The sequence below is a fragment of the Streptomyces changchenzhani genome (assembly GCF_039766235.1).
GTDB lineage: Bacteria > Actinomycetota > Actinomycetes > Streptomycetales > Streptomycetaceae > Streptomyces.
The window spans coordinates 452,444-476,304 of sequence record NZ_JBDHNH010000004.1 but is presented as its reverse complement, the minus strand read 5'-3'; the positions used below and the strand labels follow the sequence as shown (position 1 = coordinate 476,304).

Here is a 23,861-nt window from a genome sequence, read left to right as displayed (position 1 = left end):
TTTGGGGCGGCAGGGATGTGTCTAGCAGCCGAAAACCCTGATCTCGGGGGCGAAGCGACGTCTCGGGGTAAGAAGGGCCACAAGGACCACCAGAAAGGGCCTTGTGGTCCCGGTAGTGGTCCCTCGAATAGGGCCGGACCGCGCGATCCCAGGCGGGTGCGGCCCTATTCGAGGGACCAGCGCACACTCTCGTACCTGCGGCTTCACAAAAGAGTGCTGATCCCTCCGGGGTATTGCCCCGTGATCGTGGACACCTATTGCTATGCGGCGATGGCCAGCGTAGTTGATCTCTGTTCGTAGGTGGCTGGGCTGAGTCGGCCGAGGTGGGAGAGCCGCCGCCGGTCGTTGTAGAAGGTCAGCCGGCGGAAGACATCCAGCCGGGCCTGGTGCTTGGTCGGCCACCGTTTCGAGACAGGCAAGATCTCTCGTTTCAGGGACGCGAAGAAGCTCTCCGCAGCAGTGTCAATCCCCCGGTTTCGTGGAGACCTTCCTATGGCGCCACACCTGTTCGGCGCCCGTGGCGAGTCGTCGGGCAGACTGGCCGACATGGGGCGTGACAGACCGCACCCCGCAGAGGACGCTGTCTCTCGACGGCCTGAAGAACGCGCCTACGGCCTTGGCCGCCTGCTGGATCGAGGAGGATGCCATGGCCTGGTCGGCCGACGGCGCAACGAGCGGCGGGACAGCTCGCCGGCACCGCAGTGCCGCCTCCTATCGGCACGACCCATTGGCTTTTCTGGCCGCGGAGTTCGACGACACCCGTGATATCTGGCACTCCGCATCGGGCCGTCTGTGCGTGGCCGACCCAGTGGCCGCCCGCGAGGTGATGGGCAACCGGCGCGGCGCATTCGTGGAGACCTCCGACTTCTTCCACGTGCATAGCGGGGTCTTCGGCCCCAGATCCGCGCAGATCGAAATCGGCCGCGCGGCACGCTCCCTGATACGCCACCGGCTCGATGCGCACCGGGCGGACCTGCCCCGCCTGGTGGCCGAGCGGCTTGTGCCCACGAGCACTTGGCCGGATGCGGGCAACCTGCTGGTCCGCGAGCACCTGCGGGACGTGCTGCTGAGAAGCCGTAGTTCAATCGATCATGTGGCCTGGCGGTCGATCTGATGTTCCTCGCGTCGATCCCGGATAGGTGATCTTCATGGGGCGGGGCATGAAAGCAGGGCCTCTTGGAAGCGAGTGGTTGTCGAGATCACCGTTTCCAGGAGGCCCTGTTGTTCCAGTTCACCGCATCGATGGGGCCGGTGGCCAGTGGTTCGGCGCGGTCGTGTGACTGTCTCGCGCACGTGTACGGAAACGCGGCCGATCAGCCCGGCCGTGAGCGTCGGTACCCGACGGACATGACGGACGCGGAGTGGGCGCGGGTGCGCCCGTTGCTGCCGGTCCCGGCGTGGCTGGGCAAGCAGGCGGGCCGGCCGGAGTCTTATTGCCACCGGCAGATGGTCGACGCGGTGCGCTACGTCGTCGACAACGGTGTCAAGTGGCGGGCGATGCCCGCAGACTTCCCCTGCTGGGAGCGGGTGTACGCGTTCTTCCGCCGGTGGCGGGAGCAGGGGTTGATCGCGGAGTTCCACGACCGGCTGCGCGAGCAGGTGAGGGCGCGGGCGGGCAGGAACGTGGAGCCGAGCGCGGGAATCGTGGACTCACAGTCGGTGAAGGCCGCCGCCAACGTTCCGGCCGCCTCACGGGGTTACGACGGAAACAAGAAGATCAACGGGAGGCGTCGGCACATTGTGACCGACGTCCTGGGTCTGCTGCTGAGCGTCCACGTCGCCCCTGCTGACATCGGTGACCGTGACGCGTTCCAGGCCCTCCTGCCCTTCCTGAGCAAGAGATTTCACCGGCTCCGTCTCATCTGGGCCGACGGCGGCTATACCGGCCCTGTCCTCGCCGGTGCGGCGAAGGCGCTGAACATCGTGCTGGAGGTCGTCAAGCGCAGTGACGACACCAAGGGCTTCAAGATCCTTCCCCGCCGCTGGGTGGTGGAACGGTCTTTCGGCTGGCTGATGCGCTCGCGCCGTCTGGCCCGCGACTTCGAGACCACGACCGTCAGCGCCGAAGCGATGATCCTGTGGTCGATGACCATGGTCATGAGCCGTCGCCTCGCTGGCCGTCCGCGAGCGTGAACCGTCCCGCCCGCACCTCGGTCAGCCATCCACGGGCCACCATCTTCTTCGCCTTCGACCGCACCCCCTCCACCTTCGCCGGCACCAACTCCAGGCCCAGCCCACCGGCGATCTCCCTGCAGATCATCGACCGGTCACCATCCGCCCCGCCGGCCTCCCGGCCGACCAGAACACCGATGATGCGCTGATAGTCCGGCGGGAGCGCGGAGGCCGACAGGTCCGCCCGCCATTGCGGCACCATCGAACCCGACACCGTCACCGACGGGTCGGGCCGCGACTCCCCTCCCACCTCGACCGCCACGGACCCGTGGTCCACGCTCAAGGCGTCATCGAGCTCTTCCAACGCGACGACCTTCCGTTCCCAGAACGTCTCGGCCTCCCGCAGCGCGGCCAGGACCCGCTCGGCCTCCTCGCGCAGCAGTTCCACCCGCTGCCTCGCCGCACGTTCCCGCTCCTCGAACAGCCCTTTCACCGACGGCATCCCCGCACCTCCACGCTCGGACAATCATGACGCCCGAACCCTTCCGCGCTCAGCCCACTTCATACCTGACCAGCGGAAACGCAACCCTCAAGACCCTTTTAGCAACAGCTTCTGAGTCCGGATGCCCCGGCGGAACTCCACAAGGCAGTTGACGGCATCATCACCCGCGCGGTGCTGGCCGGTGCGCGGCAACGCCATGGGGTGATGTCGCGGTTCCTGTTCCGCCGCCGGGCGATGCGCGTCCTCGCACAGGAGGTCCAGGCGCGCCGCCGTGCCGGTGTTGCTGAGCCACGGGATCTGCTCGATGTGGCCGTGACCGGGGCCGGGATTTCGGTGGATCCCGGTGAGGTGGCCGAGGTCTATCTGTCGTTCCTGTTCGCCACGGTCGGCTCGCTCGGCTTTGCCCTCGGCTGGTCGGTCTATCTCGCCGGCACGCACCCGGACACCGGCACAGATGAGCCGTCGTGGATCGTCCGGGAGTCGCTACGACTGTGGCCGGTGGCCTGGCTGTTCGCCCGTACGCCGAGCCGCGAGCACGAGCTGGCCGGATTCACAGTCGGTCCGCAGGACGAGGTGAACGTGTGCCTGTACCTTGTGCACCGCCACCCACGGCACTGGGAGCGCCCTGACGCGTTCGAGCCGCGCCGCTGGGCGGCACCTCGCCACGATCCGGCTTTCATGCCTTTCGGATTCGGGCCGCACACGTGCGCCGGGGCGACCGTGACGATGACGCTCCTTGAGGACCTGATCCGCATCATCACCCGTGATTGGCACCTGTCGGTCAGCGCTGCCGGCAGCGGGCCCCATCTGGGCCCAGCGCTTGCTCCGCCACAGTTCACCGCAGAGCTGCACGACCGGGTCGCCGCCCCGAGAGGAGGTGAATGACATGAGGAAGCTCTTCCGCACGGCCAAGTCGGTCCTCAACATCCGGTCCGGCTACGGCGGGCACCACTTCTGGTACGTGTACCACCACATCTGATCGGTACCGGGCTGGGGAGCCGCCGATCGGCGGCTCCCACGTCGGCCGTGAAAGGCAGCGCTATGACGACTCCGCACCACGGCGACGATTTCCTGCACGATCTGCGGCTGCGCAGCGCGGCCGAGGGCGGCGTCTTCTGGCTGGACGACGGGCAGCTCGGCGTCTTCGAACCGGCCGCCGCACGTTTGGTGAGCCGTGCGAACTGGAACGGCCTCGTCATGACCGATCGCCTCGTCGATATGATCCGGCGCCGCCACAGCACACCGGTGCGGTGGTCCCGTATCCGCACCGCCTGGCTCACCCAACTGCACGCACTCACCACCGGCGACCACAACATCGACATGATCACACGGATGGAGCAGGTCATCGATGCCCGGCTCGGCGACGACGTCGATCTCGTCCTGCTCGCTCAGGACATCGCAGTGCAGTCCATCCTGCCGGTCGCACTCTCAGGTCTCACAGCCCGCGAATCGGCGTGGATCACAAAGGACTTGAACCAGAAGCTGCTGCGCCTGATCGACCGTCACCCCGGCCGCGGCCTACGCCATCACCTGCATTTCGTCGCCGTGCAGATCAGGGCCGGACTTGTTGTACGACGGGTGCTGAGCGAGCGCGCCTCCGGACGCCGCGCCCGGGAACTGGACCTCACCGACCCGATCGTCGACATGCTGCCCGAGTTGGGCATGGACCGTGCGCTCGATGTCGTCACTGCGGTACTCACCGCGATCGGCGCCCCCCCCCCCCCCCCCCCCCCCCCCCCCCCCCCCCCCCCCCCCCCGGCTCTGCGGCCGCGAGCGTGCTGTACGAGTTCGTCCGCAACCCGCAGTGGGCGCAGCGGCTTACCCGCGAGCTGGGGAGCGTGGACCCGGTCGAGTTCTACGCCGCACCGGCCAAGGCAGCGCCGGTCACCCACCGTTTCGTCAAGGAAGTGCTGCGCATGTGGAGCCCACCGCTGCTGCTGGTGCGGCGCGCTCGCGCCACGTTCGACCTCGGTGCCACCCGGCTGGAGAAAGGGCAGAGCTACCTGGTGAGCCCGCACATGATCCACCGTGATCCCCGGTTCTGGCAGGAGGCCGACACCTTCGATCCCGACCGGTTCTTGCCCGGCGCGCCGCACGGGCCGGCCGACCGGGCGTGTTACGTACCGTTCGGCTGGGCTCCGAAGAAGTGCATCGGCGCCGACATCGGCACCACCCAGCTGATGGCGCTGTGCTACCTGATATGCACCCGCTACCGCCTCACCGTCCCGAACGCCGACACGATCACGATGGCCTGCCGCTTCGCCCCCGTACCCCAGCAATTCCGTGGACACCTCGCCCTCGCATGACCGGCGGCCTCGCGTTCGCCTCTCGGCCGCGGCTGGGGCTCTGTCTGTCGACGCCCAGCGTGCGAAATGGCACCCTCCTGCAAACGACGGTCTGTGATCCCTCCCACCAGTACTACAGGTGGCACCAGCAGTAGGAGTCGGCAGGACGGGAAGTGAAACCGACGAGAGGTCCTCGGTCGGCTCACCGCCCAATCTCCTTGGGGTAGTCGCCGGTGGCGTTGGCGAACCAGACCAGGCCGGTGCCCCAACCCTCGGATGCCCTCGAACGGGTGCGGTCCGGTTCGCGGGAGTCAGGGGGCGGGCTGTCGCAGTACGGCGACTTCCCTGGGCGCCAGAACGAGCACGCCCTCGGCGTCCGCCGGGCCGGTCAGGATGTCCCCGGTCAGCCCGGGCAGCGGTACCGGCTCGTCGGTCCGGTTGACCAGGAACAGATAGCGGCTGTCGGCGTCACGGCGTACGGCCTGCTCGACACGTCCTCGTGCGGATACGGGCAGTTCACTTTCCACACCGGCGGTGGCGAGCAACTCGGGCAGCAGACCGGCGAGGCCGCCTGCTCCCAGCCGGGTGGAGACGTACGCGGCCGAGCCCTGGCCCACCGCACGGCGGGTGACCGCGGGCCGGCCGGCGTACATCCCGGTGCGGTACTGGGCCAGTACCTCCACCGCGGGGTCGGTGACGGTGATCCGGTCGGTCCACAGGGTGCCCGTACCGGCACCGTCCAGTTCGACGGCGTCACCGTCGCGCAGCGGACCGAACTCCTCGATGCGGATGCCCAGCAGCTCGCGCAGTGCTCCGGGGTGGCCGCCGAGCCAGATGTGGTCGTTCTCGTCGACCACACCGGAGAAGTACGTGGTGACCAGGTGCCCGCCGCTCTCGACGTACCGCGTGAGTTCCTTGGCCAGCGGCGCGGGGATCACATGCAGTACCGGGGCGATCAGGAGGTCGTAGCGGTCGAGGCCGGTCGTGGCGGTGATGACATCGGCCCGTACGCCGAGGGCGAGGAGCGCCGAGTACCAGTCGAGTGCTTCCTGGTGGTAGTCGAGCCGGGAGGTGGGGTGGGAATCCTGCTCGCTGGCCCACCACGAGTCCCAGTCGAAGACGATGCCCACCCGCGCCGGTTCCCGCTCGGCCCCCGCGACCTGCGAGAGCGCCCGCAGCGTCTGCCCCAGATTGGTGACCGCGCGGAAGACCTCACTGTCGGAACCGGCGTGCGGCACCATCGCGGAGTGGTACTTCTCGGCGCCGGCCGCCGACTGGCGCCACTGGAAGAAGCAGACGGCGTCGGCGCCGTGCGCGACGTGCAGCAGCGCGTCGCGGGCCAGTTCACCCGGCTGCTTGGGCACGTTGACGGGCTGCCAGTTGACGGCGCTGGTGGAGTGCTCCATGAGAAACCACGGGCGGCCGCCCGAGATGCCGCTGGTGAGGTTGGCGGAGAAGGACAGCTCGTCGCGGTCCTGGGGCCCGGGGCGGACGTAGTGGTCGTTGGAGACGAAGTCGATCTCGCCTGCCCAGTCGGGGTAGTTCATGCCTTTGGTGCCGCCCATCACCATGAAGTTCGTGGTGACCGGCACACCGGGCGTGATCTCCCGCAAGACCTCCCGCTCCGTGCGCAGATACTCCTTGAGCGCGTCGGAGGAGAACCGCTTGAAGTCCAGCTGCTGCGTGGGGTTCGGGTGGGAGGCGGCCAGCCTCGGCGGCAGGATCTGCGCCCAGTCGCTGTAGCGCTGGGACCAGAATGCCGTGCCCCAGGCGTGGTTGAGGGCGTCGAGAGTGGTGTAGCGCACGCGCAGCCAGCCGCGGAAGGCACGGGCGGCGTCGTCCGAGTAGTCGTAGATGTTGTGGCAGCCCAGTTCGTTGGAGACATGCCAGGCCACCAGCGCGGGATGGTCCGCGTACCGCTCGGCCATCGCCCGCACCAGGCGCAGCGCATGGGCGCGGAAAACCGGCGAGGTGGGGCGCCAGTGCTGCCGCGCCCCCGGCCACACCGTCTCGCCGGAGGCGGTCACCGGGAGGATCTCCGGGTGCACCGTGGTGAGCCAGGGCGGCGGAGACGCGGTGGCGGTGGCGAGGTCGACCCCGATGCCGCCCGCGTGCAGCAGGCCCATGATCTCGTCGAGCCAGCCGAAGTCCCACTCGTCCTGGGCCGGCTGGATGCGGGCCCAGGAGAAGATCCCCACGGAGACCAGGTTGACGCCGGCCTCACGCATCAGCCGGACGTCCTCCTCCCACACCTCGCGAGGCCACTGCTCGGGGTTGTAGTCGGCGCCGTACGCGAGGCGTGGACCGGGGTCACCGTCCGGCCCGTGCAGCTGGGACAGGAGGGTGGAGATCATAACGGTCCTTCCGGTGTGTCACAGGGGGTGTGGTGCGGGGGCTCGCCTCGACTACTCGACGGTGAAGCCCTGTTCCTTGCCGTACTTGACCGTGGCGTCCTGCCACGACTTCAGGCCGTCGGCCAGCTCGGTGTTCGAGACGTACGCCTTGCCGACGGTGTCATTGAAGATCGAGTTGGCGTACTGCTGAAAGGGCAGGTACGACCAGTCGTCGGCGACGTTGGCGGCGGAGTCGGCGAAGATCTCGTTGGCCTTCTGCCCGCCGAAGTACTTGAACTCGGTGTTGCGGAACTCGTCGGACTGCAGCTCCGCGGTCGTCGCCGGGAAGGCGCCCTGCTTGACGCGGCTCTGCACGCCGTCGCCGGCGTTCGCGTACTCGACGAAGGCGTAGGCGAGTTCCTTCTTCTTGCCCAGCGCGGGCAGGGCCAGGGAGCTGCCGCCGTTCTCGGCGCTTGCTTTGTCGCCCTTGGTCCACGCCGGCATCGGTGCCGCTCGCCAGTCACCGGAGGCGTTCGGCACACCGGTGACGAAGTTGGCGGGCATCCAGGCGCCGGTGGCCAGGGTGGCTATGGTGCCGTCGCCCAGGCCCTTGTACCAGTCGTCGGTCCAGCCGTTGATGGGCGCGAGGAGCTTCTCGTCGAGGAGCTGTTGCCAGGTGTCGGTGTACGTCTTGGCGCCCGCGTCGGAGAAGTCGGTCTTCACCTTGGTCCCGTCGACGTCGTAGGGACGCGAACCGGCCTGCCACAGCATGCTGGTGGTGAAGCCGGCGTCGCCGGCGTCGTTGGCGATGTAGACCTTGGGGTCGGACTTGTGCAGCTTGCGGGCCGCCTCGACGTACTCGTCCCAGGTGGTCGGCACCGCGATCTTGTACTTGTCGAAGATCTTCTTGTTGTAGAACAACGCCATGGGGCCGGAGTCCATCGGCAGACCGTGGATCTTGTCACCGTCGCTCACGGCGTTCCACGGACCCGGGGTGTACTTGGCGGCGAGCTTGTCGGCTCCGAAGGGATTCAGCTCGGTGAGGCCCTTGGTGAGGGAGTACTGCCCGAGCGCGAAGTACTCGACCTGCGCGACGTCGGGAACGCCCTTCCCTGCCGAGATGGCGTTCGACAGGGCGGTGTAGTGCTTGTCACCGGACCGCTCGCCGACAAGGTCGATCTTGACCTTGGGGTACTTCTTCTCGAAGTCGGCGGCGACCGTCTTGAGCGTGGGCTCCCAGGCCCAGACCTTGACCGTGCCGCCCTTCTTCAGGGCAGCCTGAATGTCCTCGGCGGCGACCGGCTTCCGACCGGGGCTGTCGTCTTCGGAGCCTCCGCAGGCGGTCGCCCCCAGGGCGAGGACGGAGAGGAGAGCCATGCCGCGCAGCAGGCGGCGGGGGGTTCTGTGCATGAGGTCGCTTCCACTTCTTTGTGGGTGGGGCAGGGTGAGGGTGAAAGAGGTGACGCCGAGAGGGGCTGAGTGCGGGTTATTCCTTGACGCTTCCGGCGGCGAGCCCGGACTGCCAGTACTTCTGCAACAGCAGGAACGCGGCGATCAGCGGCACGATGGTGAGCAGCGAACCGGTGATCACCAGGTTGAAGATCACGTCGCCCCCGATCGTCTCGGCCTGGGAGTTCCAGGCGCTCAGGCCCAGGGTCAGGGGGTACCAGTCCGGGTCCTTGAGCATGATCAGCGGCAGGAAGTAGTTGTTCCAGGTCGCGACCGTGGTGAACAACAGGACGGTCACGATGCCGGGGGCGAGCAGCGGCAGGGCGACCTGGAAAAAGGTACGGACCTCACTGGCTCCGTCGATGCGGGCGGCTTCCATCAGTTCGGCAGGGATGGCCTCGGTCGCGAAGACCCACATCAGATACAGGCCGAAGGGCGAGACGAGCGAGGGGATGATCACCGCCCACGGGGTGTCGGTCAGCCCCATCTTGCTGAACATCAGGAAGGTGGGCACCGCAAGAGCGGTTCCCGGGACGGCGACGGCACCGATGACCACGGCGAAGACGCCGCGCTTTCCGGGGAAGTTGAACTTCGCCAGCGCGTAACCGCCCAGAATCGCCAGGAAGGTGGCGCCGCCGGCACCGAGCACGACGTACAGCAGAGTGTTCAGAAGCCAGCGGGAGAAGATGCCGTCGTTGTACGTGAACGTCTGGCTGATGTTGTCCCACAGGGCGAAGTCGTCGCCGAACCACAGTCCGGACGAGTCGGCCAGCCCCTCCTGGGTCTTGGTGGCGCTGATGACCAGCCACACCAACGGCACCACGGTGTACAGCAGCACCAGGGAGGTGAGCCCGGTCAGCAGCACGCTGCGCTTGGGGCGTCCGGGAACGTGCCGGCGGCGCGTGCGCAGACGGGGCGCACCATTGGCCGGGCCGGCGGCCTTGACGGATGCGGACGGGGAGGCGGTGGTGACGGGGCTGCTCGTGCTGCTCATCGGGTCACGCTTCCTTGCGCATGCCGCGGAGCTGCACGACATAGGCGATGACCATGGTGATCAGCCCCATGATGATGGCGACCGCCGCGGAGTAGTTGTGCTGCTGGCCGTTGAAGGACAGCGAGTAGGTGTAGAAGTTCGGGGTGTAGTCCGTCGTGATGGCATTGCGCGCCAACTGCCGCAGAATGTTCGGCTCGTTGAAGAGCTGGAAACTGCCGATGATCGAGAAGATCGTCGCGATGACAAGGGCGCCGCGAATGGCGGGGAGCTTGATGGCGGTGATGACGCGGACCTGCCCGGCACCGTCAATCTCCGCAGCCTCGTAGAGCGAGTTCGGGACGACCCGCAGCGCGGAGAAGAAGATCAGCATGTTGTAGCCGACGAACTCCCAGGTGACGATGTTGCCGATCGACGCCAGGACCAGGTCGGTCGAGAGCGGGTCGGGCAGGGTGACGCCGAAGGCCTCGTTGATGTCACCCACCAGGCCGAAGCGGATGCCGTACATGAAACCCCACATCAGGGTGGCGACCACGGCGGGCACGGCGTACGGCAGGAAGATCGCGATGCGGAAGAAGTCCCTGCCGTAGAGGCGTCCGCTGTCCAGGGCGAGGGCGATCAGCAGGGCGATGCCGAGCATGACCGGCACCTGTACAGCCAGGAACACCGAGACCCGTCCGAGCGAGGCCCAGAACTGGTCGTCATCCAGAGCCTGTTGGTAGTTGTCCAGGCCGACGAAGTTGGTGCCGCCGATCAGCTGGTCCCGGAACAGACTGAGGTAGATCGAGTACACCATCGGCGCCAGGAAGACGAGGGCGAAAACGGCGACGAAGGGACCGATGAACCCCCACCCCGTCCACGAGCGGCGGCTCCGTTTCGCCGGCGACGGAGTCCGGCGCCGTCTCGCAGCCACCGGCGGTTGTAGCGTCGTCATGTCGTCCCTCGCTCGTCCATCCGGGAACCGGCGTTCGCGCCGCGATGTTTACGTGAACATCCCGCCTCGCAAAGGTCCGGGGCTGTTATGTTTACGTAAACATCCGACGGCGGCATGTCTACACTGCCCCGTTGAAGGTGGTCAAGAGTCGTCGGGGAACTGCGACTCGGGCAGCGAGGGAGACGGGTGGACACGGTGGGCAGCACCTCGGCGACCATGCCGCAGGAACCGGTACGTACCAAAAAGCGGGCCGCCCGTGGCACACCGGGCGCATCCATGGCGGATGTCGCCCGTCTGGTGGGTGTCTCCTCGCAGACCGTGTCCCGTGTCTCCAACGGCTATGCGGGCGTGAACGAAGAGACCCGGCAGCAGGTCCTTGCGGCCATGAAGGAGCTGGGCTACCGGCCCAACAGCGCCGCCCGGGCGCTCAGGCGCGGGGAATTTCGCACCATCGGCGTCATCACCTTCGACCTCTCCACGACAGGAAACGTACGCACCCTGGAGGCGATCGCCACCTCCGCGGCGCGCGAGGGCTACGCGGTCACGCTCCTGCCCGTCGCCGTCCCCACGCAGGACGAGGTGCGCGGCGCGTTCTCCCGTCTGGGGGAACTGGCCGTGGACGCCGTCATCATCATCCAGGAGGTGCACCTGCTCGATGCGGTGACCCTCTCTCTGCCACCGAGCGTCCAGGTCGTCGTGGCCGACTCGGACGCAGGCGACCGGTACACCGTAGTCGACACCGACCAGGCGGGCGGAACGCGCACCGCGGTGCGCCATCTGCTCGACCTCGGCCATCGCACGGTCTGGCACCTCGCGGGTCCCGAGCAGTCCTACGCGGCGCAGCGCCGCACCGATGCCTGGCGCGCCGAACTCACCAAGGCAGGCCACACCTCGCCACCCCTGGTACGGGGCGACTGGTCGGCAGAGTCCGGCTACCGAGCCGGCCTGGAACTCGCGTCCCAGGAGGACTGCACTGCGGTGTTCGCCGCCAACGACCAGATGGCACTGGGGCTCCTGCGAGCCCTGCACGAGCGGGGCCGGAGAGTACCGGAAGACGTCAGCGTCATCGGTTTCGACGACATCCCCGAAGCGGCCTCTTTCCAGCCTCCCCTGACCACCGTTCACCAGGACTTCGCCGAAGTGGGACGACGCTGCGTCGAGGGCGTCCTGCGGCAGATGCGTCGCGACACGACAGAGCACGGCCTCACGCTCGTCCCCACGCAACTCGTAGTGCGCGACAGCACTGCACCGCCGCCTTCGCCCGAGCCGCCACAGCCATAAACCGTCCGCAGCCGAGACGCCCCAGGACCAGCCCGGCGGGCGCACTCAGCGGAGTCCCCCGGGGCTGCTATCGCGTCAAGTTGATTGGCGTGATCCGTGAGGCTGGACGACCGTGGTCGGCGGCGGCCTGGGTGGAGTCACCGCGTGGCACCACTGTATCGAAGGCCTCTCGATCCACCGCGCCCTGGACACCGACCCCCACGACCGGGCCCTCACCGTCGAGGCCATCGCCTGGATCACCACCGCGGCACCAGGACCAGCCGGCCGCACCAACAGCAACTGACCCACGCAAGACGTCCGGCCGCCACGGAGAGCCGCCGCACTCGCTCCGCGCCTTCTCCGATACCGGCATGCACCACCTCACCCTGGCACCAGCTGTTACCAGCTGTTACCATGCAAGGTATGGCAAAGACACAGCTCGGAGCGCGAGTGGATGAGGAAGTCGCGGAGCTTGCCCGAGGGCGTGCGAAGGACCGCGGTCTGAACGTCGGGGACTATCTTGCCCAGCTGGTGCTCGACGACGTGAGCGGTCTGCGCGCCCGCGGCCTGGACGCAGCCCGCCGCTTCCTCGACGACCATCAGGCCGTCTTCGATGACGCCGAAAAGACCCAGCCCACCCCGGGAGCGCACGCCGCATAATGGAACTGCACATCGACGTTCCCTGGATCCTGCAGGTCGCCCAGATCGCCGGAGCCTCTGACCCCGCCCCCGACGACTACGGAATTCCCGTCGCCGCCGTTGCCTGTCACCGCGCCCAGCTCCTTGAGCGCCCCGTCTATGACGGCCCCTACGCACGGGCGGCCGCCCTCGTGCATGTCCTGGGCCGTTGCCGCTGGCTGGAGCGCTCCAACATGGCCGTCGCGGCAGCCACCGGCGTCATGTACCTGGAAGCCTCGGGCATCACGATCAAGCCGAGCCACGACGATGCCACCGCCCTGCGCGACCTACTCCTGGACCCGACCTGCTCAGCTGCCGGGATCGCGGAATTGCTGCGTTCCTGGCCGACCTGACCGGATCCTCCGTCTTGGCGGGCCACAGTCAGCGCGCGCAGGCGCAGGCAAGCGCGCGGATCGTCCAGGTCGGCCTGGTCCCCCTCCGGGCCGTCGTCGCCACCATCCGTACCGCGACCGCACGCACCGGCACAGTGCGCCCACCGACCAAGTGCCCCCTACGATCGCGTGCGCGACCGTCGCCGTCCAACTTATCTGCGTTGCGTGGCAGTTCCCGAGCATTTAGCGTTGCGTTCCTCATGGGCAGGGAGGAACGGGCCTTCTGCGGCCGTGAGTCAGCGGATCGGGGATACCGAAGGTATGACTTCTCACCTCCACGCGCTCTGCGTCGATGCGAACGACCCACTCCGTCTCGCGCGCTTCTGGGGCGGCGTCCTGGGCTGGGAGATGGCCGACGACCCCTGCGACGGCATCGCGCTCCTGCCGAGCGATGACACCGGGTTCCGGATCCGTTTTCTTTCGACCCAGGCGCAGAAGTCCGGCCAGAACCCGATGCACTTCGATCTGACGAGCACATCTCTTGATGACCAGCAGCAGGTTGTGGCGAGGTCGCTCGGACTGGGCGCCCGGCACATCGACATCGGTCAACGCCCGGACGAGGGGCACGTGGTACTCGCCGACCCCGAAGGCAATGAGTTCTGTGTCATCGAGCCGGGCAACAACTTCCTTGCCGACTGCGGATTCATCGGAGCGCTTGCGTGCGACGGTTCGCAGGACGTTGGGTACTTCTGGAGCAAGGCGCTGGGCTGGCCCTTGGTCTGGGACCAGGACCAAGAGACCGCGATCCGCTCGCCGCGCGGCGGTCCGAAGGTCACGTGGGGCGGGCCGCCGCTGATGCCGAAGGCCGGGAAGAACCGGCTGCATTTCGACCTCGCTCCGCCTGTCCACGGTGATCAGCAAGCGGAGGTCGACCGCCTCGCCTCCCTCGGGGCGACTCGAATCGACATCGGCCAGGGCGAGGTCAGCTGGGTGGTGATGGCCGATCCCGATGGCCGCGAGTTCTGTGTGTTGCCCCCCCCCGATAGCGCGACTGGGGGTGTCAACACCGAGTGAGGTACGTGGCCGGGATGGCGCGTCCGGACGTACGCGTACCGCGACGGCCAGGAGGACCAGCTCAGCGCGCTCGACCTGGAGCTGAACGCCGCGGCGCTGTGGACGACCCGCTACCCGGACGCGGCCGTGGCCCACCTGCGGGAGAACCCGCCGGGGGGCCACGAAGTGCTCGACGAGGATGCCGCCCGCCCGGAGGGGGCACCGCGTCGGCTGCGCGACCCGGACATCGCCCAGGAGGACGAGCGGGACTAAGCGTTGAGGCGCCCGGTTCAGCTGCCGCAGGCACAGCCCGCAGCCACCGGCGTGAACCCTGCGGTCTCGGCGGACTCCGCGGTATCGCTCTGCCCAGTGCAGCAGGCGTCGCCGTCCGGAGCAGCGCTCTTGCCCAGCTGGTCGGCGTCAGCCTTGACGACGTAGACCTCCCAGGGCTCCTTGCCGGGGCCGTGGACCCACACCTTGTCCTGGAGGGCGTAACAGCAGGATGTGTCGTTCTCCTCGAAGGTGGCGAGTCCGGCGTCCTTGAGGCGGGTGGTGGCGGTGGTGACTTCCTCGGTGGTGTCGACCTCGACGCCAAGGTGGTCCAGGCGGGTGTCCTGGCCCGGCTCGCCCTCGATGAGGACGAGCTTGAGCGGTGGGGTGGTGATCGCGAAGTTCGCGTAGCCGGGGCGGCGCTTGGCGGGCTCGACGCCGAACAACTTGGAGTAGAAGGCGACCGATGCTTCGAGGTCGGCAACGTTGAGGGCGAGCTGGGCACGGGACATGACGGTCTCCCTAATCAGGTTGCATTGATGCCTGTCGATTCAAGGTTGCGCCTTGGATCGAAAAATGTCAACATAGAAGAATGTCGAAACAAGAGTTTGTGGTGCTCGGCCAGGACGGCGTTGACGGATGCTGCCCCGCCCTGCTGACCGCCCCGCTGGATGAGGACCAGGCCACCGATCTGGCCAGGGTGTTCAAGGCCCTGGGCGACCCCGTGCGGCTGCGGCTGCTGTCGATGATCGCCTCGCGCGCGGGCGGGGAGGTTTGCGTCTGCGACCTCACCCCGGCCTTCGAGCTGTCGCAGCCGACGATCTCCCACCACCTCAAGCTGCTGAAGCAGGCCGGGCTCATCGACTCCGAGCGGCGCGGAACGTGGGTCTACTACCGGCTGCTGCCGCAGATGACCGACCGCCTCGCCGCGATCCTCACCCGCCCCACCGGGCAGCCGCTGGCCGAGAGCCCTTCTGCTGGAGCCGCCTTGTGACTCCCGTAGCCCCCACCGCGGGGCCGGTGGCCGGGCGACTGTCGTTCTTGGACCGGCTCCTCGCCGTGTGGATTCTGCTCGCGATGGCCGCAGGCCTCGGCCTGGGCAGCCTCGTTCCCGGCCTGGGGGACGCTCTCGCGAAGGTCACCATCACCGGCGTCTCGCTGCCGATCGCGCTCGGCCTGCTCGTGATGATGTACCCGGTCCTGGCGAAGGTCCGCTACGACCGCCTGGATACGGTCACCCGTGACCGGCGCCTGCTCACCTTGTCCCTGGTCCTGAACTGGATCGTGGGCCCGGCCCTGATGTTCGCCCTCGCCTGGCTCTTCCTGCCGGACCTGCCCGAGTACCGCACCGGCCTGATCATCGTCGGTCTCGCCCGCTGCATCGCGATGGTCATCATCTGGAACGACCTCGCCTGTGGCGACCGCGAAGCCGCCGCCGTCCTCGTCGCGGTGAACTCGGTGTTCCAGGTGATCGCGTTCGCCGCATTGGGCTGGTTCTACCTGAGCGTGCTGCCCGGCTGGCTCGGCCTGGAGCAGACCGCGCTCGATGTGTCGGTGTGGGAGATCGCCCGCGCCGTCCTCATATTCCTCGGCATCCCCCTGCTGGCGGGGTTCCTCACCCGCCGCCTGGGCGAGAAGGCCAAGGGGCGTACCTGGTACGAGACGAAGCTGATCCCGCGCATCGGCCCGTTCGCCCTGTACGGGCTGTTGTTCACCATCGTCGTGCTCTTCGCGCTGCAGGGTGACGCCATCACCTCCAAGCCCCTGGACGTCGCACGGATCGCGCTGCCGCTGCTGGTGTACTTCGCCGTGATGTGGGTCGGGTCCATGGCCGCCGGTCGCGCGGTCGGACTCGGTTACCCGAAGGCGACGACGCTGGCATTCACTGCCGCCGGCAACAACTTCGAACTCGCCATCGCGGTTGCCATCGCCACTTTCGGCGCCACCTCCGGCCAGGCCCTCGCCGGAGTGGTCGGCCCGCTCATCGAGGTCCCCGTCCTCATCGGCCTCGTCTACGTCGCTCTCGCCGCGCGACGCTTCTTCCCCCAGCCCGCGCCGACGGCCCCACCGGCCCTCTCCCCGGAAGGTTCCGCCCGTGTCTGAGTCCAGGCCGTCCGTGCTGTTCGTGTGCATCCACAACGCCGGCCGCTCACAGATGGCCGCCGCCTTCCTCACTCACCTCTCCGCAGGCCGGGTCGAGGTCCGCTCCGCCGGGTCCGCGCCAGCCGACGCCGTGAACCCTGCCGCCGTGCAGGCCATGGCGGAATCCGGCATCGACCTGTCCGCCGAGACGCCGAAGGTGCTGACCGTCGAGGCCGTGCAGGCGTCCGACGTGGTGATCACCATGGGCTGCGGCGACACCTGCCCGGTCTTCCCCGGCAAGCAGTACCTCGACTGGCAGCTCGACGACCCCGCCGGGCAGGGCGTCGAGGCGGTCCGCCCGATCCGGGACGAGATCGAGCGGCGCATCCGCCGCCTGCTCGTCGAACTCGGCACCGAGACGCCGTGACCGCCGCCCCGAACTGGAAGAGGTTCAACGCGGCCAAGCTGCCCACAACCTCAACTGCCTGACCCGCTAACGATTCGCCACCGCTCCGCGCGTTGGACTGCGGCCCCTGCTGGACCCCGCCACGGTCCAACTCGGCGAGGACGACGAGCAGCGCGGAAATCGTGGAGCAGCCAGGTGAGGGTGATGGCACCCCATCGACACCAGGATCGCGTATCAGGAGGAGAGTCCCATGGCCACGACCGAGCGTTTCGCCCGCACACCTGCCCCCGCGCAATACCCTCGCGGCCGTGGCCGCTGTATGCGCTCCGCACCCCTGGCCTGCCGCCGCGGTGGTCACTCGGAGGTTCGGCGCAGTACCAGGGTGAGGAAGCCGAAGCTGTCGCGATAGCTGTGCAGCCATTGCGAGCGGTGGGTGGAGGCAACGGCGAGAGCTTCGGCACTGTCGGGGTCCTCGGGGTGGTCCAGCGCCCACGTCGCCAGGGATCCGGTGTAGCACCACTCGAAGTCGTCGAGTTCCTGGCGTGTGCTGATGTGCCCGAAGACAGGGGTCCATCCGTGGGCGACGACACGGTCCATGGTGGTCGCCAGGTCCTCGTATTCACCCAGCATCTCGCGGGCGGCCGTGGTGGGCTCGCACTCCCAGTAGGCATCGCCTACCAGGACGCGGCCACCGGGAGCGAGGTGCTGATGTGCAGCATCGAGGGTGGGCAGGAGACCGCCGAAGGCATGAGTGGCACCGACGCTGAGTACGGCGTCGAAGGGGCGGGGAGACACGAACTCCGTGGCGTCCTGGTGGTGAAGTACGAGTCGTTGCTCGACCCCCAGATCGGCGGCCTCCTTCCGGGCCTTGGCCAGGAGTGGGGCTGAGTTGTCGACGCCCTCGGCGGTCGCATGCGGATGAGCGGCCAGGGTCCGTAGAAGCCAAACCGCCTCACCGCAGCCGAGGTCGAGGACGCGTTCATCGCCTCGGTCCACGGTGCGGTGAAGCAGTCGGCGCACCGACTCATCGTCAAGAGGACTGTTGATGGGGTGATCAGTGTGTGACAGCTGAGAGATCTTTTCGCGGTTCATGGCGCGCAGCCTGACAGCGTCGGACGCCCATCGCATCTGCTTTACCCCGGCGATGAACGAGTACTGGACAGCCAGATGGTCGCCGGCGCTGCAACACAGCGTTACTGGTAGCGAGTGCACTCAGGCCGGACCGGTCGGGTTCGCACAGGATTGAAGGCATGCTCAAGTGGACCGTGGACGTCATCTCGGGAGTCTTGCTCGCCGTATTGGACGTGGCAGCCCTTGTCGCGTTCTGGTGTGCTGCGGCCTGCGGTGCACACGTGGCCCGAACACCCTGCGTCCTGCGGATCATGGTGAGCGCACCATGCCTACCTCAGTGGCAGCTGCCTTCAGCTCAGCCGGCGCGGTGATTCATCGCCGCAGTCGGACGGCCGGGACCGGGACACCGCCCCGGGGCCCCGGTGAGGGGCGCCCGGAGTGATGTGATGCTGGGGCCGCAGGGACATCAGCAGTTGTGGCCAGGTGCTGCTGGTTTATGCGAACTGGCCGGACTGGTAGGTGCCGGCAGGCTGCTGGATGAGGACATTCGCCCGGTTGAAAGCGTTAATGAGGGCGATCGCGCACACCAGGGCAGCCAACTGCTCCCCGTCGTAGTGCTTGGCGGCGTTCGCCCACGCCTCATCCGTGACCCCGCCGGCCGCATCCGCGATGCGGGTGCCCTGCTCCGTCAGCTCCAGCGCGGCCCGCTCAGCCTCGGTGAAGACCGTGGCCTCCCGCCACGCCGCCACCAGGTTCAGCCGAACCGACGTCTCACCCGCTGCGGCGGCATCCTTACTGTGCATGTCGGTGCAGAAACCACACCCGTTGATCTGACTGGCGCGCAGCTTCACCAGCTCCTGCGTCACGGCCGGCAGCGTCGAGTCCTCAAGCGCCTTGCCCGCCGCAATGATGTGCCTGAAAACCTTGCCAATCGTCGGGCTGCTGAAGGCGTCCAAACGGGCACTCATGGTGATCTCCTCCGGAGTTGTCGGTGCTTACACACCTACGACGACACAGCCCGGCCGAATGTGACATGAGCGCCTGAGACCTGCCCCCCACCCCACCACCACAGCAAGGACCACCCCGCCAGCGTCCTGACCATCGCTTTCGCGGCGTACGCCCTTGCCTTGCTGGTGGCGCTGCTGGTGGCCGGATCCTTGTCGGACCACATCGGGCGGCGGCTGGTCCTGATCAGCTCCATGGTCGTTGAGCTCGCCTCGATGGCGATGTTCCTGATCGCGCCGGACATCGGGTGGGTGATCGATGTCCGGGTCGTCCATGGGCTGGCGTCCGGTGCCGCGACGAGCGCGTTCACCGCCTCGATCGTCGAGCTGGCGCCGTCCACGCACAAGATAGCCACCACCGCGAACACCATCGTCTTCATCGTTTTCACGGCCTTGGGCGGGGTCATGGTCCTGGGCACAGCCGCGGTGATCTTCTCGTCCGAGACGGCCAGCCAAAGGCCCGGCGCGCCGCGCTCCCTCATCCCCAGGGTCTCGATCCCACACAGGGCGCGCCGCGAGTTCCTGGCGCCGTTCCGGTCCACATCGCCGCCTGGATGCTCGCGGGACTGTTCATGAGGCTCGCCCCCACCATCATCCGAAGCATCTTCCACATCGACAGCGGCCTGGTCAACGGCCTGAGCGGGTTCGTCGCGCCGGGCGCAGCCGCCCTTACTGGCGTGTTCCTGGCCCGGTTCACCGCACGTCGCACAACGTTCCTCGGCGGATGGGCCACGCTGCTGGGGAGCCTGGTCATCGGCGCAGGGCCGCCCCATCCGGCCCCCGCCCCATGGGCGTCGCAGTTCGCCACGGTGACGACAGGCGAGGTCTCTGCCGGATGCTTCAAGGAAGGCTCGGCCCACGTACTGGGCCGCCCGCAAGGCCGGTCGCCCGCACCGGGCTGTCCTCGGTCAGGGGTTCGGCGTCCAGTACGGATCGCGGCCGGTCGACGCCAACAGCTCCTCGAACGGCGTTGCCCCGCCCGGCGTCGGGCACGGGTCCGCGAACACCTTCATCTGCCGGGCCGTCGGACCCATCTCCGCCACCAATGCGCCGAGCGCACGGATACCCTCCTCGTCCGGCGTGAAGTCCTGGCCGGTCGCGCGGGCGAGATCCCAGGGATGCACGGTCAGGTCCAGGAGCGCCATCGAGCCAACCGTGCGGGCGGGAAGGTTCATGCCTCCCGTGGTGCCCTCTTCGGCGCCGGGCGCCGCCCATGCCTCCACCAACAGTCCGGTCTCCACGGCAAACCGGTCGCGCCAGTTGCCCTCCAGATAGTCCGGTGTCTGTGAGAAATCCGCTTCCTTCCCGGCCGCGAGCGCCTGGAAGCCGACCACAACGTGAAACAGGTGGTTGAGAAGGTCCCGTACGTCGTAGTCGGCGCACGGTGTTCTCACCCCGAGCTGCAGGTCGTCCACGCCTCGTACTACGGGCTCCGCCAGCGCGGCGGCCTTTTCGAGCAGGTCACTGATCTTGTCGGTCATGCATCCGACGGTAAGCTCGCGCAGCGCCCGGCGGCTTGAAGAAACGCGACATAGGATCAGTTCATGCCAGGTTCGCGGAGTGACAGCCGGGGCATCGTCGACGCCCCGGAACTCTTCGCGCGCGTCCACTTCCGCCGCCGCGAGCCAGCCGAACCGCTGCGACCGTATCTGGAGCACTACTGGCTGATCGACTGGGATCTGACGGAGCCGTTCGCGTCGCACGTCGTGCCGCACCCGTCCGTGAACATCGTCTTTCAACGGTACGAGCGGACACGGGACTTCGGCGAGGTCGCCGGCATCGGCCTGGGCCTCTTCACCCACAGGCTCGAAGGACGCGGACGGGTGTGCGGAGTCCAGTTCCGGCCGGGCGGCTTCCGGCCGTTCCTCCCGGGCCGTCCGGTCTCGGAGCTGACCGGCCGACGCGTCCCCCTCGCTGAGGTGTTCCCCGGCCGCTCCGCCGCACCGCCCGCGATACTCGAACCGGAAGCTGAAAACGCCCGCGTTGCCGCGCTCGACGCCTTCTTCCTCGCCCTCACCCCACAACCCGACCCGCAGGCGGAGCGCGCGATGGACATGGCCGACCGTATCCGCAAGGACCGGACGATCCGCCGTGTCGACGAACTCGCCGAGGCCTCGGGCCTATCGGTGCGCTCCGCCCAACGGCTGTTCGCCGCATACGTGGGCGTCAGCCCGAAGTGGGTCATCCTGCGCTACCGCATTCACGAAGCCCTGGAACACGCAGAGACCGGCGCCGCGACCGACTGGGCCGCCCTGGCAGCCGAGCTCGGCTACAGCGACCAGGCTCATCTCGTCCGTGACTTCACCGCCCGGGTAGGCGTGCCGCCGACGGCATACGCGCAAGCGCGGCCCGTTGGCGGAGCCTCCCCCTGAATTCGGTCCACTGAGTGACAGTTGCGCCGCATCAGAATCCAGGACGACCGGTCGGCAGCGAGTTGGCGGCGGCAGTGACTGGCGGTCAGGAGACCGCAGCTCGGTCCCGCGGCCGGCCGGATACCGACCCTCTTGCCGCGTTCGGCGAGGGCATACGGCTGTTGTGGGCGCTTCCCCTGCTGGCGCCGGCATCGGATAGCGTGCTGGCGGGCGCGCTCCTCGCGGATCTCCTGGGTGGTCCCGGTGTGAGCCTGACGCACCAATCCGCGGCGGCGTCCGCACCGAACTGTTGTGGGGGACGGCGACGGGTGCGCGCCGGGGGCCGTAGGGCCCTCCGCACCCCTCGACCTTACGAACCGATCGGAGCTATTCATGGCGGCAGGTCCTGCGGTAGGTGACGCGGTGGGAGACTTCACTCTCCCCGGCGGCGTCCTTTCGGGAGAAGCGTTCGAGCGGCGGGACTACCTGCTGAGCGAGCAGCGCGGTAAGCCCCTGGTGCTGGCCTTCTATCCGGGGGACGACACCAGTGTGTGCACCAAGCAGCTGTGCTCGTACTCCAGTGGCCTGGAGGAGTTCACCGCGCTGGGAGCCGAGGTGTGGGGCATCAGCCCTCAGGGGGTGGACAGCCATGCGACGTTCGCCCGCAAGCACAATCTGAGGATGCCGTTGCTGGCGGACACCGACCGGGAAGTCGCGCGGTCGTTCGGGGTGTCCGCCGCGGGTATCGGCGTTCGACGTGCGGTCTTCCTGATCTCTCCGGACTCCACTCTCCACTGGAAGCATGTCGCGGTCCTGGGCCTGACCTTCCAGAGCCTCGGCTCCCTGTCGAAGCACCTGACCGCCATGCGCGCCTGAAGGGCCTGTCTTCCCCCGCTTTCTGCCCGACGACATCGGAACAGGGCGCCCCGGCATGGAAGCCCGTGTGCACGCCACGCTGAACCCCGGCCCGGCCGTCGGCTGGAGCGACCAGCTGTCCCGGGCGGGCTTCGTCCTGGAAGCCGGACGCCCCTTCGCCATCGACCTGTCCGCCCCGCTGTCGGCCACCGCGGGGCGCTATGCCCAGATCTGCTTGGAGAGGCTGCGCTCCCACCTCGACGGGCAACTGCCCGCCGAGGACCTGGCCGCACTCGACGCGGTCCTGGACAGCGAAGGCCCCAGAGCATCCTGCGGCACGCCACGCCCCGTGCCGGCAGGCCCGTCCGGCGTCAGCGGCCCTTGCGCACCCGGGCCGCCGCGCGGGCTTCCGCTGTCTTACGGGCATCGGCGGCTTTACGGGACTCCTTCGCGGGGCGCCCCGGACGGGTGCCGATGCCGCGGAAGGCGGCATTCCCGCCGCTGGTCTTCGTCCCGACCGGCGGCGGCTTCGCCCCGGTGATGGTGGTCAGCTCCTCCCCGCCGGAGCGCACCTGGGTGGCAGTCGGCCGGATCCCGGCCTCGGACATCATCCGGTTCGCATCGCGCCGCTGGTTGGGGGTGACCAGGGTGACCACGCTCCCGGACTCCCCGGCGCGCGCCGTGCGCCCGGCACGGTGCAGATAGTCCTTGGCGTCGGCCGGCGGGTCGACGTTGACGACGAGGTCGAGCGCGTCGATGTGGATGCCCCGCGCCGCGACATTGGTGGCCACCAGCACCGTGATCTCGCCCTCCTTGAACTGGGCGAGCGTGTGCGTGCGCTGCGGCTGCGACTTCCCGCTGTGCAGGGCGGCGGCCCGTACGCCGCTGGCCCGCAGGTGACGGGTGAACTGATCCACTCCGGCCTTCGTGTCCAGGAACATCAGCACCCGGCCGTCACGTGCGGCGATCTCGGTCGCGGTCGCGAGCTTGTCGGCGGCGTGAATGTTCAGCACATGGTGTTCCATCGTGGTGATCGAGGCCGCCACCCGGTCGACCGAGGCGAGCACCGGGTCGTGCAGGTAGCTCCGCACCAGCTGGTCGACGTTGCGGTCGAGCGTGGCCGAGAACAGCATCCGCTGCCCGTCGGGGCGGACCTGGTCCAGGATTTCCGAAACCTGCGGCAGGAACCCCAGGTCGCACATCTGGTCCGCCTCGTCCAGCACCGTGATCCGCACCTGGTTCAGCAGGCAGTCGCGGCGCGACACCAAGTCGGTCAGCCGCCCCGGTGTTGCGACGAGCACGTCGACGCCGGTTCGCAGCAGCGCCACCTGACGGTTGATCGACAGCCCGCCGACCACCGTCGCCAGTCGCACATTCAGCGCCTGCGCGTACGGCGCCAGCGCGTCGCTCACCTGCTGCGCGAGCTCCCGGGTCGGCACCAGCACCAATCCGAGCGGCCGCTTCGCCTCCGCTCGTACGCCTGCCGTCCGGACGAGCAACGCAAGCCCGAAAGCGAGCGTTTTGCCCGAGCCGGTCCGCGCGCGGCCAAGAACATCACGGCCGGCCAGCGCGTCGGGCAGGGTGGCCGCCTGGATCGGGAAGGGCTCCTTCACCCCGAGGCCGATCAGCGTGTTCATCAGCTCCGGCGGCAGCCCGAGCGCGTCAAAGGACTCGGCCGGCGGCAGGCCAGGGACCACCGTCTGCGGCGTTGCGATCTCGCCCCGCGGCGCTGTCGCCCGCTGGGACTTGCCGGCACGGGAGAGCCCAGGGGCCGGCGGCTTCGCGTTCATGGGGAACCTTCCTCGATCTGGCGCCCGGAACGCGCCGGGGCCCGTACCCCTTGGTACGGGCCCCGGCGGTATCGAAGCGTTCTGCCATTTTACCAGCGGACGC

At 68.2% G+C, this 23,861-nt stretch carries 26 protein-coding genes and 2 pseudogenes; 17 read left to right on the top strand and 11 right to left on the bottom strand.

The genetic code is table 11. The annotated features are described in order from the left end of the window. Nucleotides 1–260 precede the first annotated feature (260 nt). Nucleotides 261–548 (bottom strand): IS3 family transposase, encoded by a 288-nt coding sequence (locus ABCR94_RS16520; RefSeq protein WP_347120043.1) that lies wholly within the window; start codon nt 546–548, stop codon nt 261–263. Nucleotides 549–553: 5 nt separating this feature from the next. Here ABCR94_RS16520 and ABCR94_RS16515 point away from each other — a divergent pair, with 5 nt between their 5' ends. Together ABCR94_RS16515 and ABCR94_RS16510 are read left to right on the top strand one after the other, a co-directional pair. Then, entirely contained in the window at nt 554–1,114 is a 561-nt protein-coding gene (locus ABCR94_RS16515; protein ID WP_347120042.1) for a hypothetical protein, read from the top strand. Nucleotides 1,115–1,347: 233 nt separating this feature from the next. Then, the gene (locus tag ABCR94_RS16510; RefSeq protein ID WP_347117076.1) at nt 1,348–2,133 is read left to right on the top strand and encodes an IS5 family transposase; all 786 of its coding nucleotides are present in this window, start codon (nt 1,348–1,350) and stop codon (nt 2,131–2,133) included. Here ABCR94_RS16510 and ABCR94_RS16505 read toward each other — a convergent pair. After that, nucleotides 2,096–2,614 (bottom strand): zinc ribbon domain-containing protein, encoded by a 519-nt coding sequence (locus ABCR94_RS16505; protein ID WP_347117077.1) that lies wholly within the window; start codon nt 2,612–2,614, stop codon nt 2,096–2,098. The two genes, ABCR94_RS16510 and ABCR94_RS16505, sit on opposite strands and share 38 nt — an antisense overlap. Nucleotides 2,615–2,818: 204 nt before the next feature. Between ABCR94_RS16505 and ABCR94_RS16500 the strand changes: the two genes are divergently transcribed. The 3 genes from ABCR94_RS16500 to ABCR94_RS16495 all read left to right on the top strand — a co-directional run bounded on the left by ABCR94_RS16500 (nt 2,819) and on the right by ABCR94_RS16495 (nt 4,920). Beyond that, nucleotides 2,819–3,499, top strand: coding sequence for a cytochrome P450 (locus tag ABCR94_RS16500; RefSeq protein WP_347120041.1), 681 nt, complete (start codon nt 2,819–2,821; stop codon nt 3,497–3,499). Between the two features lies 1 nt (nt 3,500). Then, the gene (locus ABCR94_RS39095) at nt 3,501–3,593 is read left to right on the top strand and encodes a hyalucidin A family RiPP precursor (RefSeq protein ID WP_521977100.1); all 93 of its coding nucleotides are present in this window, start codon (nt 3,501–3,503) and stop codon (nt 3,591–3,593) included. Between the two features lie 796 nt (nt 3,594–4,389). Beyond that, entirely contained in the window at nt 4,390–4,920 is a 531-nt protein-coding gene (locus tag ABCR94_RS16495) for a cytochrome P450 (RefSeq protein WP_347120040.1), read from the top strand. Between the two features lie 290 nt (nt 4,921–5,210). Here ABCR94_RS16495 and ABCR94_RS16490 read toward each other — a convergent pair whose 3' ends face one another. The 4 genes from ABCR94_RS16490 to ABCR94_RS16475 all read right to left on the bottom strand — a co-directional run bounded on the left by ABCR94_RS16490 (nt 5,211) and on the right by ABCR94_RS16475 (nt 10,606). Continuing rightward, a complete protein-coding gene (locus ABCR94_RS16490) occupies nt 5,211–7,253 on the bottom strand; it encodes a beta-galactosidase (protein ID WP_347120039.1) in 2,043 nt (680 codons plus the stop codon). Nucleotides 7,254–7,304: 51 nt separating this feature from the next. Next, nucleotides 7,305–8,642, bottom strand: a complete 1,338-nt coding sequence (locus ABCR94_RS16485) for an ABC transporter substrate-binding protein (protein WP_347120038.1) — start codon at nt 8,640–8,642, stop codon at nt 7,305–7,307. 76 nt (nt 8,643–8,718) lie between these two features. Beyond that, nucleotides 8,719–9,675, bottom strand: a complete 957-nt coding sequence (locus ABCR94_RS16480; RefSeq protein WP_347120037.1) for a carbohydrate ABC transporter permease — start codon at nt 9,673–9,675, stop codon at nt 8,719–8,721. Between the two features lie 4 nt (nt 9,676–9,679). Then, a complete protein-coding gene (locus ABCR94_RS16475; protein ID WP_347120036.1) occupies nt 9,680–10,606 on the bottom strand; it encodes a carbohydrate ABC transporter permease in 927 nt (308 codons plus the stop codon). Between the two features lie 216 nt (nt 10,607–10,822). Between ABCR94_RS16475 and ABCR94_RS16470 the strand changes: the two genes are divergently transcribed. From ABCR94_RS16470 to ABCR94_RS39090, 6 genes and pseudogenes are all read left to right on the top strand, one after another. After that, the gene (locus ABCR94_RS16470) at nt 10,823–11,887 is read left to right on the top strand and encodes a LacI family DNA-binding transcriptional regulator (protein WP_347120161.1); all 1,065 of its coding nucleotides are present in this window, start codon (nt 10,823–10,825) and stop codon (nt 11,885–11,887) included. A gap of 157 nt (nt 11,888–12,044) precedes the next feature. Continuing rightward, nucleotides 12,045–12,170 (top strand): annotated as a pseudogene (locus tag ABCR94_RS16465) (TetR family transcriptional regulator); the annotation flags it as partial. A gap of 119 nt (nt 12,171–12,289) precedes the next feature. After that, nucleotides 12,290–12,526 (top strand): hypothetical protein, encoded by a 237-nt coding sequence (locus ABCR94_RS16460; protein ID WP_347120035.1) that lies wholly within the window; start codon nt 12,290–12,292, stop codon nt 12,524–12,526. Further along, the gene (locus tag ABCR94_RS16455) at nt 12,526–12,897 is read left to right on the top strand and encodes a fic family toxin-antitoxin system, toxin component (protein ID WP_347120034.1); all 372 of its coding nucleotides are present in this window, start codon (nt 12,526–12,528) and stop codon (nt 12,895–12,897) included. The genes ABCR94_RS16460 and ABCR94_RS16455 overlap by 1 nt, the downstream gene beginning before the upstream one ends. Nucleotides 12,898–13,197: 300 nt before the next feature. Continuing rightward, nucleotides 13,198–13,950, top strand: a complete 753-nt coding sequence (locus tag ABCR94_RS16450; RefSeq protein ID WP_347120160.1) for a VOC family protein — start codon at nt 13,198–13,200, stop codon at nt 13,948–13,950. A 33-nt stretch (nt 13,951–13,983) separates the two neighbouring features. Continuing rightward, a pseudogene (locus ABCR94_RS39090) lies at nt 13,984–14,202 on the top strand (hypothetical protein); the annotation flags it as partial. A gap of 17 nt (nt 14,203–14,219) precedes the next feature. On the opposite strand, the gene ABCR94_RS16440 reads toward ABCR94_RS39090, so the two are convergent. Then, a complete protein-coding gene (locus tag ABCR94_RS16440) occupies nt 14,220–14,711 on the bottom strand; it encodes an ArsI/CadI family heavy metal resistance metalloenzyme (RefSeq protein ID WP_347120032.1) in 492 nt (163 codons plus the stop codon). Between the two features lie 80 nt (nt 14,712–14,791). Here ABCR94_RS16440 and ABCR94_RS16435 point away from each other — a divergent pair, with 80 nt between their 5' ends. The 3 genes from ABCR94_RS16435 to ABCR94_RS16425 are packed head-to-tail and all read left to right on the top strand — an operon-like array spanning nt 14,792 to nt 16,708. Beyond that, complete coding sequence (locus tag ABCR94_RS16435) at nt 14,792–15,193, top strand: ArsR/SmtB family transcription factor (protein ID WP_347120031.1); 402 nt, start codon at nt 14,792–14,794, stop codon at nt 15,191–15,193. After that, entirely contained in the window at nt 15,190–16,302 is a 1,113-nt protein-coding gene (arsB, locus tag ABCR94_RS16430; RefSeq protein WP_347120030.1) for an ACR3 family arsenite efflux transporter, read from the top strand. The genes ABCR94_RS16435 and arsB overlap by 4 nt, the downstream gene beginning before the upstream one ends. Further along, on the top strand, nt 16,295–16,708 hold the full coding sequence (locus ABCR94_RS16425) for an arsenate reductase ArsC (RefSeq protein WP_347120029.1): 414 nt from the start codon (nt 16,295–16,297) through the stop codon (nt 16,706–16,708). Before arsB ends, ABCR94_RS16425 begins: the two co-directional genes overlap by 8 nt. A gap of 333 nt (nt 16,709–17,041) precedes the next feature. On the opposite strand, the gene ABCR94_RS16420 is transcribed toward ABCR94_RS16425, so the two are convergent. Next, the gene (locus ABCR94_RS16420; RefSeq protein WP_347120028.1) at nt 17,042–17,779 is read right to left on the bottom strand and encodes an SAM-dependent methyltransferase; all 738 of its coding nucleotides are present in this window, start codon (nt 17,777–17,779) and stop codon (nt 17,042–17,044) included. Nucleotides 17,780–18,252: 473 nt separating this feature from the next. Next, on the bottom strand, nt 18,253–18,726 hold the full coding sequence (locus tag ABCR94_RS16415) for a carboxymuconolactone decarboxylase family protein (protein WP_347120027.1): 474 nt from the start codon (nt 18,724–18,726) through the stop codon (nt 18,253–18,255). 126 nt (nt 18,727–18,852) lie between these two features. Here ABCR94_RS16415 and ABCR94_RS16410 point away from each other — a divergent pair, with 126 nt between their 5' ends. Beyond that, complete coding sequence (locus tag ABCR94_RS16410) at nt 18,853–19,338, top strand: MFS transporter (RefSeq protein WP_347120159.1); 486 nt, start codon at nt 18,853–18,855, stop codon at nt 19,336–19,338. Between the two features lie 332 nt (nt 19,339–19,670). On the opposite strand, the gene ABCR94_RS16405 is transcribed toward ABCR94_RS16410, so the two are convergent. Next, complete coding sequence (locus tag ABCR94_RS16405; protein WP_347120026.1) at nt 19,671–20,243, bottom strand: TIGR03086 family metal-binding protein; 573 nt, start codon at nt 20,241–20,243, stop codon at nt 19,671–19,673. Between the two features lie 63 nt (nt 20,244–20,306). Here ABCR94_RS16405 and ABCR94_RS16400 point away from each other — a divergent pair, with 63 nt between their 5' ends. Then, nucleotides 20,307–21,134 (top strand): DUF6597 domain-containing transcriptional factor, encoded by an 828-nt coding sequence (locus ABCR94_RS16400; protein WP_347120025.1) that lies wholly within the window; start codon nt 20,307–20,309, stop codon nt 21,132–21,134. A gap of 372 nt (nt 21,135–21,506) precedes the next feature. Beyond that, on the top strand, nt 21,507–21,989 hold the full coding sequence (locus tag ABCR94_RS16395; RefSeq protein ID WP_347120024.1) for a peroxiredoxin: 483 nt from the start codon (nt 21,507–21,509) through the stop codon (nt 21,987–21,989). Between the two features lie 350 nt (nt 21,990–22,339). Here ABCR94_RS16395 and ABCR94_RS16390 read toward each other — a convergent pair whose 3' ends face one another. Further along, nucleotides 22,340–23,758, bottom strand: a complete 1,419-nt coding sequence (locus ABCR94_RS16390) for a DEAD/DEAH box helicase (RefSeq protein ID WP_347120023.1) — start codon at nt 23,756–23,758, stop codon at nt 22,340–22,342. Nucleotides 23,759–23,861: the final 103 nt, after the last annotated feature.